Here is a 12,623-nt window from a genome sequence, read left to right on the forward strand (position 1 = left end):
GCCGGCCGTGCGCGCGACATCCTGCTACAGCGCCTGCGCTAAGCTGCGCGCCGACGTTCACGCACCGGCCCGCCGATGACCGCAACGCCCCGCATCGCTTTCATCGCCAGCCAGGCCGGCGAGGCGCAGCGCGCCCTGTCGGTGCTGACGGGTCTGCACGGGCAGTGTGATCCCGAGTCCGCTGATGTGCTGGTCCCGCTCGGCGGCGATGGTTTCATGCTGCAGACGCTGCATCGCTATGGCCAGCTCGGCAAGCCGGTCTACGGCATGAAGCTGGGGACGGTCGGCTTCCTGATGAATCATTACCGGCAGGACGATCCCGCATCGGGCTCCGACCTGCTCGTGCGTATCGCCGCGGCCGAGCCCGCGGTGCTGCGTCCGCTGGAAATGCGCGCCGAGACAGAGTCGGGTGCAACCATCATCTCGCTCGCGTACAACGAGGTCGCGCTGCTGCGGCAGACACGGCAGGCTGCGCATCTGCAGATCGATCTCAACGGGGTCACACGCCTGGAGGAGCTCGTCGCCGACGGCGTGATCCTGTCGACCGCAGCTGGCAGCACCGCCTACAACTTCTCGGCGCACGGGCCGATCCTGCCGCTTGGCGCGGGCGTCGTCGCCCTGACGCCGATCGCGCCGTTCCGGCCCCGGCGCTGGCGTGGCGCGATCCTGCGCGCCGAGACTGAAGTGCGGTTCCGTGTGCTGGATCCCTACAAGCGCCCGGTCAGCGTGACCGCCGATTCGCACGAAGTGCGCGATGTCGTCGAGGTCACCATCCACGAATCGCGCGAACGTACCGTGACCCTGCTGTTCGACGCCGAACACAATCTCGAAGAGCGGATCCTCAGCGAACAGTTCGTGGTCTGAGCGGCGTCAGGCGATGGGCGCCTCGCCTCTCTGCGTGTCCGGCAACCCACGCCGCGCGCGCGGCGGCCCGGTCCTCCGGTCCAGGGCGCGGCAGCCCGGATCGCGCATAATTCGTGCAGGCCATCTGGTCACCGCGCGATCTTCGTATTCCGCGCGCGCCCGGACAGCGCCGTCCCCCATCGACCTGCGATCCGCCATGCCCGATCTGTCCGTGCCCACGCTCACCGTCGCGATCACCACGCGCGCCCTGTTCGATCTCGAGGACAGCCATGCAGTGTTCGAGGCCGAAGGCATCGAGGCCTACGCCGAACACCAGCGTGCCCACGAGGACGATGTCCTCGAGCCGGGCATTGCGTTTCCGTTGGTGCGCAAACTGCTGGCCCTGAACACCGACGCGCCGCCGGACGCACCGCACGTGGAGGTCATCCTGCTGTCGCGCAATTCGGCCGACAGCGGCTTGCGGATCTTCAATTCCATCCAGCATCACAATCTGGGCATCACCCGCGCGACGTTTACGTCCGGCGAGCCGACCTGGCCCTACATCAAACCCTTCGGCACCCAGCTGTTCCTGTCGGCGAATCCGGACTCGGTGCGTCGCGCACTGGAGAACGGCGTCGCCGCGGCAACAATTATTCCCGCGCGCGCGCCGGCGCATCGTAATGATCAGCTGCGGATCGCGTTCGACGGCGACGCGGTCATCTTCGGAGACGAGGGCGAGCGTCTGTCGCAGGAAGGCGGACTCGACGCGTTCCACAAGCACGAGCGCGAACGCGCGCGCGAGGAAATGACCGGCGGCCCGTTCCGTGGCTTCCTCGCCGCGCTGCACGATCTGCAGGCCGCGTATCCGGCCGGCAAGGACGCGCCGATCCGCACCGCGCTGGTCACCGCGCGCTCGGCGCCGGCCCACGAACGCGTGATCCGCACACTGCGTGCCTGGGGCGTGCGTCTGGACGAAGCGCTGTTTCTCGGCGGTCGTCCGAAGGGCCCGTTCCTCGATGCCTTCGGCGCCGACATCTTCTTCGACGATTCGCAGCACAACATCGACTCCGCGCGCCCGCACGTCGCCGCCGGCCACGTGCCGCACGGCTGGTCGAACCGCTGAGCACGATGAGGGGCAAGGACGGACGCGGTCTACTCGGCCGCTGGATCGAGCGGTTGCGCGGTGGCGCGTCCGGACCGCGCAAGCCCTATGTACGCGAGCACGAGGGTTTCGTGTCGTTGCAGTTCGTGCGGCGCCAGACCCAGAGCCGCATGGTCGGCAACGATCCGGACCGCCTGCTGATCGACTACACCCGCACCATGTTCGCCGCGTTGTTGTGGCAGCCCGCGCCGGCGGTGCTCGGCATGGTGGGCCTCGGCGGTGGTTCGCAGGTGAAGTTTGCGTACCGGCAGCTGCCAGATACACGTATCGAGGTGGTCGAGAACAATCCGCACGTGGTGGCGCTGCGCGGCGCGTTCGGCATTCCCGATGACGATGGACGGCTGTCGGTCGTCGTCGATGATGGGGTGCGGTTCGTGGAACAGCGCCGCGGCCGCTTCGACGTTTTGCTGGTCGACGGCTACGACGAGCACGGCATTCCCGCCGAACTCTCCACACAGGGGTTCTACGATGCCTGCCGTGACGCGCTGACCCCGTCCGGCGTCATGGCCTGCAACCTCTATGTGCGCGATCCCGAAACGCATGTGGAGAAGCTGCGCGCCGCGTTCGGTGCCGACCATGTGCTGGTCGTCGACGAGCCGAAGATGAGCAACCGGGTCGCATTCGCCTGGCGCGGGGCGTTGCCGGCGCTCGATGCCGAAGCGCTGACGATGCGCGTACCGATGTCGGTGCGCTCGCTGTTGCCGGAGGTGTTTCCGCGGATCGCGGTGCGGGTGGTGCGGCATCGGACGGTGACAGGGCGGTAGACCCTCCAGGGCGGAAAAGTCCGTCATCCCGGCGAAGGCCGGGATCCAGCGACTCGGCACGGAACTGAAACAGCGCGCCGCCGCGATACGTTGGACGCTGACGTCGTTGTCTCGAAGTCACCGGATCCGGGCCTTGCCGGACGTTCGTCCGTCGAAAGCCGCCGGCATGGCGAGGATGGCGACATTGCACCCCCGCCCATTCCCCTGCAAAGTCGTTCGTCGACTGCAACTGTTCACGGGGAATACCGAATGCAACGATGGATCCGGACACTCGCCTGCGCGCTCGTGCTGGCAACCGGCGCGCCGCTCGCGGGCGCGGCCACGAAGACGGGCGGGATGACGCTCGAGCAGGTCGCGCAGACGCGCGCCGTCACCCAGGCGCAGATCAGCCCGGACGGCCAGGAAGTGGCCTACATCCTGTCGGTGCCGCGCACGCTGGGGGTCGATCCCGACGGCCCGGCGCGCACCGAGCTGCATGTCGTCGATCGCAACAACAACAGCCGTGGCTTCATCACCGGCAAGGTCGATGTCGCGTCACCACGCTGGCTGCCCGATGGCCAGCGCGTGGCGTATCTGTCCAAGCGCGAGGGCGACGAAACCCGCGGCCTCTACACGATTCCGCTGCGCGGCGGTGAGTCGACACGCGTGGCGAAGCTCGCCGGCGACATCTCCAGCTATGACCTCTCGCCGGATGGTCGTCGCGCCGCGTTGCTGTCGGCCCAGCGCGAAAGCGACGCACGCAAGGCGCTGCGCGACAAGGGCTTTTCGCAAAAGGTCTACGAAGAAGACTGGCGCCCGGTCGAACTGTGGATCGCTGAACTCGGCGCTGAGGCCGCGCCGCGCCGCATCGACATCGAGGGCAGCGTGCAAGCGGTGCGGTGGAGCCCGGCAGGCGACCGCCTGGCCGTCGTGGTCACACCGCGCCAGCTCACCGACGACACGATGGTCGAGGCGCGTGTGCGAATCTACTCGGTCGAAGGCCGCGAGCTTGGCCGAGTGGACAATCCCGGCAAGCTCGGCGACCTGGCCTGGAGCCCGGATGGCGCGCATCTGGCGATCATCTCGGCCGAGGACAAGAACGATCCCAGCGAAGGCCGCCTGACCGTAGTGAGTCGCGACGGCGGCGCGCAGCGCGATCTGCTGCCCGGCCTCGAAGGTCACGTGCGCGGCGTCGCCTGGCGCGACGCTACGACACTGGTGTTCCTCAGCCACGAGGGCGTGCAGAGTCGCATCGGTGAAGTCCAGGCCGACGGCGGCAATCCGCGCACCGTGCTGGCTGCGGGCGGCCCGGTGCACATGGGCCTGAGCACGTCGCCGCGCGGCGACATCGCGCTGGTCGGCAGCGATCCCACGCATCCGTCGGAAGTGTTCCATCTCGCCGCGGGGGCCAGCGAAGCGCGCCGGCTGACCGACAGCAATCCCTGGCTCGCGGACGTGCGTCTCGCGCGCCAGGAAGTCGTGCGCTACACCGCGCGCGACGGGCTCGAACTCGAAGGCCTGCTGGTGCATCCACTCGAGCGCCGCGGCAATGCGCGCGTACCGCTGATCCTGGTGGTGCACGGCGGTCCCGAGTCCCACTTCTCCAACGCATGGCTCAACGCGTATTCGCAGCCGGCGCAGGTCGCCGCTGCGCGGGGCTTCGCCTCGTTCTTCCCGAACTACCGGTCGAGCACCGGCCGCGGCGTCGCGTTCTCCAAGCTCGGTCAGGGCCGTCCGGGCATGGAAGAATTCGACGATGTCGTCGACGGCGTCGACCAACTGGTCGAGGCCGGTCTGGTGGACCGCGACAAGGTCGGCATCACCGGTGGTTCCTACGGCGGCTACGCCAGTGCCTGGGGCGCCACGTACTACAGCGAGCGCTTTGCGGCCTCGGTGATGTTCGTCGGTATTTCCGACCAGGCAAGCCTGGTCACGACCGGCGACATTCCTTACGAGCAGTACAACGTGCACATGCAGACCTGGCCGTGGGAAAGCCCGGAGATGTATCGCCAGACCAGTCCGATCACCCACGCGGAAAAGTCGCGTACGCCGACACTGATCCTGCATGGCGAGGCCGACCCGCGCGTGCCGGTGATGCAGTCCTACATGATGTACCGCTATCTGCAGCTGGCCGGCCAGGCGCCGGTGCGCCTGGTGCTGTATCCCGGTGAAGGCCATGGCAATAGCCGCGGTGCATCGCGTTACGACTATTCGCTGCGCCTGATGCAGTGGATGACGCATTACCTGACCGGTCCCGGTGGAGAGCCACCGGCCTACGAGCTCGACTACGCGTTGCCGGAGCTGGACACCAAGCGCTGAGTTCCAGCCGCATCGAGCGTCACGAAGCCGCGCCGGGTCTCCGGCGCGGCTTTTTGTTACCGCGAGAACTTGGTGGCCCCAAAAACCTGATCCGTCATCCCAACGAAAGTTGGGATCCATCTTTGATCTTCAGAACCACCAGGCCCATCGTCGGTGGCCCGACCACGTAGGCGAATGCGCCAGCACAAGCTTTTTTGCGAAGGCTCCTGATGGGTTTCGCGTCGCTCTACCATGCGTTCGGCGCGCGATTCGAGGCATTCAGAATCACCGGCTTCATCGCGTTGAATGCGGCCCACATTCACGCCGCCGTCTCTCGCGCGTCACGCTTCTTTCCGCTGCTGATCGATACCTTGCGTCCCATCGATCCGCGCCACGGCATTCCCGGTCGCGACTCGCGGCCCCGGCTTTGTCCGGCAGGCGCACGGACGATGCGGCAGCGTCATGCCGTCCCCTGATTCCCCCGAATGGAGAACCCAATGTCCAACAAGACCGCGCATACCCTCAACGACCTCATCGCCATTGCCCGCGACGGCAAGGACTTCTATGAAGAGGCCGCGCAGAAGGTTGACGATGCCGAGCTGAAGACGCTGTTCGCGCGCATCGCGACCACCAAGTCGCAGATCGTCACCGAACTCAGCGCTGCCGTGCAGGCCGCTGGCGGCAAGCCGGAAGACTCCGGCACGTTCGTCGGCAGCATGCAGCAGATGTACGGCAAGATCCGCGCCACGCTGGGCGACAAGGAATACGGCTATGTCGCCGAGCTTGAAGAGTCGGAAGACCGTCTGCTCGAAGCTTTCGACGAGGCCTCGCGTGACGCCGACACGCCGCCGGCCGCCCGTGACGTCGTCGTCCGTCTGCTGCCGGAAGTGCGTGCATGCCATGACGTGATGCGCACCCGCAAGCTGGCGATGAAGAACGCCAAGTAATCCAGCGACATCCGCGTGACCCGACGGGCCGGTCCATGACCGGCCCGTTTTCATGGGTCTTCGAAAAGCGATCAGCGACCATGGCACGGCAGTAGACAACTAGGCGCGGGGTGCTTCGCGCATCACCTGTCGGCGCGTTACAGGTTGCGCACGCAACCGTCGAGGAACGCGCGGGCGACTGGCAGAATCGCCGGCTCCCCGTTTCGCACAGTTCCGATGACCGCACCCGCTGCCACTGCGCCCGCCAAGGGCCGCGTGCTGTTCGCCAGCCTGATCGGCACGACGATCGAGTTCTTCGATTTCTACATCTACGCCACCGCTGCGGTGCTGGTGTTTCCGAAGCTGTTCTTCCCGTCGGCCGATCCCGCATCGGCCACGCTGCAGTCGCTGGCGACCTTCGCGCTCGCGTTCTTCGCACGCCCGATCGGCTCGGCGGTCTTCGGTCATTACGGCGATCGCGTGGGCCGCAAGGCGACGCTGGTTGCGGCGCTGCTGACGATGGGCATCTCGACGGTGGTCATCGGCCTGTTGCCGACACATGCACAGATCGGTGTGGCCGCGCCGCTGCTGCTCGCGCTGTGCCGGTTCGGGCAGGGGCTGGGCTTGGGCGGCGAGTGGGGCGGGGCGGTGCTGCTGGCGACCGAGAACGCGCCGCCGGGCAAGCGTGCCTGGTACGGCATGTTTCCGCAGCTCGGTGCGCCGCTCGGCTTCTTCCTGTCGACGGCGATCTTCCTCGTGCTGACCGAGGTGTTGGACGACGCCACGTTCTTCGCCTGGGGCTGGCGCATTCCGTTCCTGGCCAGCGCGGTGCTGGTGCTGGTCGGTCTCTGGGTGCGGCTGCGCATCACCGAGACCCCGGATTTCCAGAAGGTGCTCGACAAGGGCGGGCGCGTGCGTCTGCCGATGCGCGAAGTGCTGGTCCACCAGTGGCGCGGCGTCGTGTCCGGCACGTTGCTGGCCCTGGCGACTTTCGTACTGTTCTATCTGATGACGGTTTTTGCGCTGAGCTGGGGCACTTCCCAGCTCGGCTATTCGCGCGAGCATTTTCTGATGCTGCAGCTCGCCGGCGTGGTCTGTTTTGCGGCGACGATTCCCATCTCGGCGCTGTACGCCGACCGCTTCGGTCGCCGCCGCGCGATGCTGATCGCCAGTGTCGGCATCGTCATGTTCGGTCTGTGCTTCGCGCCGATGTTCGTCGCCGACAGCCATGTCGCCACGCTGGCGTTCCTGATGATCGGGCTCGGACTGATGGGGCTGACCTATGGGCCGGTCGGCACGCTGCTGGCCGAGCAGTTTCCCACCGCGGTGCGCTACACCGGCGCGTCGCTGGCGTTTAATCTGGCCGGCATCTTCGGCGCGTCGCTGGCGCCCTATATCGCGACCTGGCTGGCCGAGCGGCATGGTCTGGCGTCGGTCGGCTGGTACCTCGCGGGGGCTGCGGTGCTGAGTTTCATCGCGCTGTGGATGCTGCCACGCGACGGCGCGACGGGCGATCTGCCAGTCGGGCGCTAGACTGGTCCGCCATCCGCCGCGGAGTCGCGCATGCATCACTGGCTGCTGCTGAGCATCGTCGTCGCCGTGCTGGTCGGCATGCTGCTGCCGCTGCAGGCGCTGCTCAACGCGCGCGTCGGCGCGTTGACGGAAGGCGCGCTGTTCGCATCCTTCCTGTCGTTCGCGGTCGGCACGCTGGCCCTGGCGCTGGTGCTGCTGGTCACGCGCACGCCGCTGCCCTCGATGCGCACGCTGACGGCACTGCCGGTGTGGCTGTGGTGCGGGGGCCTGATCGGCGCGGTGTTCGTGTTCTGCGGCACGCTGCTGGTGCCGCGGCTCGGCGCAGCCGGGATGATCTGCCTGGTCGTTGCCGGGCAACTGGTCGGCTCGCTGCTGTTCGACCACTACGGCGTGCTGGCGCAGCCGCGCCCGGTCGATGCGATGCGTCTGCTTGGCGCGCTGCTGGTCGGTGTCGGCGCGCTGCTGGTGTTGCGGCCCTGGCAGGCGGGATGATCCATGTCGAACATTGAAAGCACGATCTTTCCGTTGCCGACCGGGATGCAGACCGCGCTCGAATCGGCTTACGCCACGCCGCCGCGTGCGTACCACAACTTCGGCCACGTCGAGACCCTGCTGCGGCATTTCGACGAGGTGTCCGCGCGCGACGGCTGGGCGCAGCCGGTCGAAGTGCGGCTGGCGATCCTCTATCACGATGCGATCTACGACGCGCGCGCCAGCGACAACGAAGTGCGCTCGGCCGATCTCGCTGCCGAGTCCATCGCACGCTGGCTGCCCGATGCCGGCGTCGACACCGCGCGCGTCGCCCATCTCATTCGCCTGACCGCGCGTCACGGCCGGCTGTCGCCGGACGACTTCGCCGACGATCCGCATGCCGATGACGCGCGTCGCTTCCTCGATTGCGACATGGCGATCCTGGCCTCTGACGACGCCACGTTCGATGCTTATGACCGGGGCATCGCCGCCGAGTACCGGCACGTGCCGCGCTGGTTGTATGCGGTGAACCGGCGACGCTTCCTGAAGTCGCTACTGGCCAGGCCGCGGATCTATCTCGACGACGGTTTCCACGCGCGCCTCGACGCGCAGGCGCGGCACAACCTGCGTCGCGCGATCACCACCAAGCGCTGAGGGACGCTGCGTAGGTGCGCGCTTGCGCGCTCGCACATGACCGGACAGGCCGATCTCGCGCAAGCGCGCGCAAGCGCGCTCCTACAGGGCCATGCCGGTATCATCGGCGCATGGCGAAACTCCTGCTCAATCTGCGTTACGTGCCCGACGATGAAGCTGCCGACGTGTGCGCGTTCCTCGACGAGGCCGGTATCCCCTGGTATCAGACCCGTCCGAGTCCGTTCGGCATCTCGCTGGGCGGAATCTGGCTGCGCGAGAACGACGATCTGCCGCGTGCAAAGGCGCTGATGGCCGAGTATCAGAAAGCGCGCCAGGCGAAGGCGAAAGCGGCGCAATCGCAGGCCGAACGCGACGGCACTGCCGAGACCTTCAGCGATATCGTGCGCAACGATCCGAAGCGCGTGGCGCTGATCGTGATCGCGATCGTGTTTCTGATCGGCCTGATGGCCGTGCCTGGCTACATGCTGTCGCGCTGAGTCGCGTTGCCTGTCTGCGGCTGCGTCACTCCGCGGCAACGATCGTCGCGCAAGACTGCGCGCCTGTCCGTTACCGCCCGCGCCGGCGTCATGTCGCCGGGCGGGGGCGGGCAACCAGAGTCGAGCCCATGCCTACGTCGAACGATCGCGCGCATCCCAAACCGAAGACCAAGCCGTGGACGCGGCCGAATCCGAAAACCGCGTGCCGCGCGCGAACCCTTGACCGACGCGCAGAAAGACCGCGCCCGTCAGCGCGCCGACGAAGCCGGTCGGCGCTATCCAAATCTCGTCGACAACATGTGGGCCAGCAGCACCCTTTCGAAAGACGGTTCTGCGAAGTCGTGACCGCTGTCGATGGCATGTGCGTCGCGGCGGATGCGATCGCGCCGTGGATGCGTCGCGTCATCGTTGTCGGTGGGCCGTAGGCGCCGCGCAGACGGGTGGACCTTTGATGCACGAGGTCAATCGTCACATGAACAGGCGATTCGCGATTCACGCATGACCATCGGCACGACCTGCGTTCGATGACTAGTTGCTAAGGTCGCTGGTTGTCCGCGCCGATGCGCGGCAGACCTCAGCCATTGCCCGGAGATTCCATGCGCGCACGCCGCACGTCATCGCACATCCTGTTCGCCGCCCCGATCGTGTTGATCGCCGCACTCACCGCACTGCCGGTCGCTGCGCAGCGCGATATCCGTTTCGAGGCCGCCGAGGCCCCCACCACCGGCACGCTGGTGTTGGCGGTACCGGAAACCGCGGACGGTGAGACGCGTCAAGGCGCGTTCGCGCGTATCGATGCCGGCAGCCAGGGCGCGCTGACGCGTGCGATCAACGCGGCGGGTTTCAGCGGCAAGGCCGACAGCCAACTCGATCTGCCGGGCATCGCCGGCTTCGACCGCGTGCTGCTGGTCGGCACGGGTAGCGGCACGCCCGATGCGCGCCGGATCGAGGATGTCGGCGGGCTGATCGGCCGCTTCGCCGCGCGCAGCAAGGCGCCCCAGGTCGATGTGCTGTGGGAAGGTGCCGAGGCCGACGCGGCCGCGCAATTGGCGTTCGGCGCCGCGCTGGGCGAGTACCGTTTCGACCAGTACCGCACCACCGGCAAGGCGGAGGATGCCGCGGGCACCGGCACGCTGGTCGTGCGCAGCCCGGCCGGCGCCGACGCCGCCAGTGCCTGGGACAACGACTGGAAGGCGGTGGCCGAGGGTGTGAAGTTCGCCCGCGACCTGGTCACCGAACCGGCCAATACGATCTATCCCGAGAGCTTCGTCGAGCGCACGCGCGCCGCGTTCGCGGGCAAGCCGAACGTCAGCATCGAAGTGCTGGACGTACCGGCGATGGAACGTCTGGGCATGGGCAGCATTCTCGCGGTCGGGCAGGGCAGCGTGCGTCCGCCCCGGATGATGGTCGTGCGCTACAACGGCGGCGCGCGTGGCGAAGCGCCGATCGCGTTCGTCGGCAAGGGCATCACCTTCGATTCGGGTGGCATCTCGATCAAGCCCGGCGAGAACATGTGGCGCATGAAGTACGACATGACCGGCGCCGCCAGCGCGACCGGCGCCGTGCTCGCGCTCGCGGGCCGCAACGCGCAGGTCAATGCCGTCGCCGTGGCCGCCCTGGCTGAGAACATGCCGTCGGGCTCGGCGACGCGTCCGGGTGACGTGATCCGCACCGCGGCCGGCAAGACCTACGAGATCATGAGCACCGATGCCGAGGGCCGCATGGTCCTGGTCGACGCGCTCTGGTACGTGCAGCGCCAGGACAACCCGCGCGTAATCGTGGATATCGCCACGCTGACGGGCGCCATCGTCACCGCACTCGGCAATGACTATGCGGGCCTGTTCACCCGGGACGACGCTCTGGCTGCGCAGCTCACGGCCGCCGGTGAGGCGTCGGGTGAGCCGGTGTGGCGCATGCCGATGCATCCGGGCTACGGCAAGCTGCTGGAATCGCCGATCGCCGACATGCGCAATGGCGGCGGCCGTCCGGGTTCCGGTACGGCGGCACACTTCATCGGCGAATGGGTCGACGCGGGCCGTTCGTGGGCGCATCTCGACATCGCCGGCATGGCCTGGCGCGACGGCAACGAACTGTCGACGACGCCCGCAGGTGCGTCGGCGTATGGCGTGCGGCTGTTCGACCGCTTCGTGCGGGAGAACTACGAGCGCTGAGGCAGGATCATGGGTGGCCGGTCGTCCGTACGCCCTGTCATCTCGTTCACGCTCCGTCATCCGGCCAAGGCCGGGATCCAGCGACTCAGCGCTTGCTGCAACCTCGAATTCCGGGCGAAAGACACTGGATGACCAGCCATCGGGCTGTTGAAGAGCGCTTCCGGCCTTCGCGGGGATGACGGCATCTTCTGCACGGTTCGAGGACTGTTCAAAGCCCTTGCAGGTGGATTTCGTCCATGCCGGCGGCGCGCGCAGGCCATGCGCGTTCCGTGCCCAGTGCAGAATTCGACGGACGCGATTTGAGGCAAGGTATGGGCGCGCCCCCCGCTACAATTGCCCCATGATCGACAACCTCGCCGCCTACCACTTCGTCGCCATCGACGACCCCGACGCGGTCGCTGCGTGGCTGCACGCATTGGCCGAGGCGGGCGACCTGCGCGGCACAGTGCTGGTCGCGCCCGAGGGGATCAACCTGTTCCTGGCCGGCAGCGTCGATGCGATCGACACGCTGGTCGCGACCGTGCGCGGCGATGCGCGTTTCGCGGCGCTGCAGGTCAAGCGCAGCCGCAGCGACGTGGTGCCGTTCGCGCGGCTCAAGGTCAAGGTCAAGCCGGAGATCATCAGCTTCCGCAAGCCCGAGGCGATGCCGCTCGGCGCGCCCGCCCGCGCGCCAGCGGTGTCACCCGATGCGCTGGCGCGCTGGATCGCGCAGGGACATGACGATGCCGGCAAGCGTCTCGTCCTGCTCGACACGCGCAACCGCGAGGAGTTCGGGTTCGGTACGTTCAAAGATGCGCTGACACTGCCGATCGACAACTTCACCGAGTTGCCGGACGCACTCGCGCCGCATCGCGAGGCATTGCGCGATGCGACGGTCGTGAGTTTCTGCACCGGCGGTATCCGCTGCGAGAAGGCTGCGCTGTGGATGCGCGCCGACGGCATGGACAACGTGCTGCAGCTCGACGGCGGCATTCTCGGTTACTTCGAGCAGGTCGGCGGCTTCGGTTACGACGGGCGCTGTTTCGTGTTCGATGACCGTGTCGCGCTCGACCCGCAGCTGCGTCCGCTGCAGGCGGGGGCGCCCGCATGAGCTGGCTCGGCTTCGTGCTGGTGATCCTGGGAATCTGGCTGGCCTTCAAGGTCGCCGGCGTCGTGCTGCGCCTGATCGTCACGGTGCTGATCGTGATCGCCGCCTACTGGTGGCTCGCCCCCATATTCGGCTGGCCGACGCTGGCTGAGCTGTTCCATGTGTTGGGGCCGGATGTGCGCCTGCCGGACGTACCGATGCCGGAATTCAAGCTTCCGTAGACATCAGCCGCGATGCACTGCCCGCGTCTGTAGGAGCG

At 67.4% G+C, this 12,623-nt stretch carries 13 protein-coding genes and 1 pseudogene; all 14 read left to right on the plus strand.

What is annotated here, in order from left to right:
- Positions 1–75 precede the first annotated feature (75 nt).
- The 14 genes and pseudogenes from J2W68_RS17745 (at position 76) to J2W68_RS17810 (ending at position 12,585) form a co-directional block, all read left to right on the plus strand.
- Complete coding sequence (locus tag J2W68_RS17745; protein WP_310238679.1) at positions 76–864, plus strand: NAD kinase; 789 nt, start codon at positions 76–78, stop codon at positions 862–864.
- A gap of 196 nt (positions 865–1,060) precedes the next feature.
- Positions 1,061–1,966, plus strand: coding sequence for a 5'-nucleotidase (locus J2W68_RS17750; protein WP_310238682.1), 906 nt, complete (start codon positions 1,061–1,063; stop codon positions 1,964–1,966).
- 5 nt (positions 1,967–1,971) lie between these two features.
- Entirely contained in the window at positions 1,972–2,769 is a 798-nt protein-coding gene (locus tag J2W68_RS17755; protein ID WP_310238685.1) for a transferase, read from the plus strand.
- A gap of 249 nt (positions 2,770–3,018) precedes the next feature.
- Positions 3,019–5,067 (plus strand): S9 family peptidase, encoded by a 2,049-nt coding sequence (locus J2W68_RS17760; RefSeq protein ID WP_310238687.1) that lies wholly within the window; start codon positions 3,019–3,021, stop codon positions 5,065–5,067.
- Positions 5,068–5,276: 209 nt separating this feature from the next.
- Positions 5,277–5,522, plus strand: coding sequence for a hypothetical protein (locus J2W68_RS17765; protein ID WP_310238689.1), 246 nt, complete (start codon positions 5,277–5,279; stop codon positions 5,520–5,522).
- 21 nt (positions 5,523–5,543) lie between these two features.
- Entirely contained in the window at positions 5,544–5,993 is a 450-nt protein-coding gene (locus J2W68_RS17770) for a PA2169 family four-helix-bundle protein (RefSeq protein ID WP_310238692.1), read from the plus strand.
- A gap of 216 nt (positions 5,994–6,209) precedes the next feature.
- The gene (locus J2W68_RS17775) at positions 6,210–7,505 is read left to right on the plus strand and encodes an MFS transporter (RefSeq protein ID WP_310238695.1); all 1,296 of its coding nucleotides are present in this window, start codon (positions 6,210–6,212) and stop codon (positions 7,503–7,505) included.
- 30 nt (positions 7,506–7,535) lie between these two features.
- The gene (locus tag J2W68_RS17780; protein ID WP_310238699.1) at positions 7,536–7,997 is read left to right on the plus strand and encodes a DMT family transporter; all 462 of its coding nucleotides are present in this window, start codon (positions 7,536–7,538) and stop codon (positions 7,995–7,997) included.
- A gap of 3 nt (positions 7,998–8,000) precedes the next feature.
- Positions 8,001–8,630: an HD domain-containing protein gene (locus tag J2W68_RS17785; RefSeq protein ID WP_310238702.1), complete on the plus strand. Its 630-nt coding sequence runs from the start codon at positions 8,001–8,003 to the stop codon at positions 8,628–8,630.
- Positions 8,631–8,740: 110 nt separating this feature from the next.
- Entirely contained in the window at positions 8,741–9,106 is a 366-nt protein-coding gene (locus tag J2W68_RS17790) for a DUF6164 family protein (protein ID WP_310150115.1), read from the plus strand.
- Between the two features lie 128 nt (positions 9,107–9,234).
- Positions 9,235–9,451 (plus strand): annotated as a pseudogene (locus J2W68_RS17795) (hypothetical protein).
- Positions 9,452–9,702: 251 nt separating this feature from the next.
- Positions 9,703–11,277: a leucyl aminopeptidase gene (locus J2W68_RS17800; protein ID WP_310238705.1), complete on the plus strand. Its 1,575-nt coding sequence runs from the start codon at positions 9,703–9,705 to the stop codon at positions 11,275–11,277.
- A 340-nt stretch (positions 11,278–11,617) separates the two neighbouring features.
- The gene (locus J2W68_RS17805; RefSeq protein ID WP_310238708.1) at positions 11,618–12,367 is read left to right on the plus strand and encodes a sulfurtransferase; all 750 of its coding nucleotides are present in this window, start codon (positions 11,618–11,620) and stop codon (positions 12,365–12,367) included.
- Entirely contained in the window at positions 12,364–12,585 is a 222-nt protein-coding gene (locus tag J2W68_RS17810; RefSeq protein WP_310238711.1) for a hypothetical protein, read from the plus strand. Before J2W68_RS17805 ends, J2W68_RS17810 begins: the two co-directional genes overlap by 4 nt.
- Positions 12,586–12,623 lie beyond the last annotated feature (38 nt).

Source organism: Luteimonas terrae (assembly GCF_031457535.1).
Taxonomy (GTDB): Bacteria; Pseudomonadota; Gammaproteobacteria; order Xanthomonadales; family Xanthomonadaceae; genus Luteimonas; species Luteimonas terrae_A.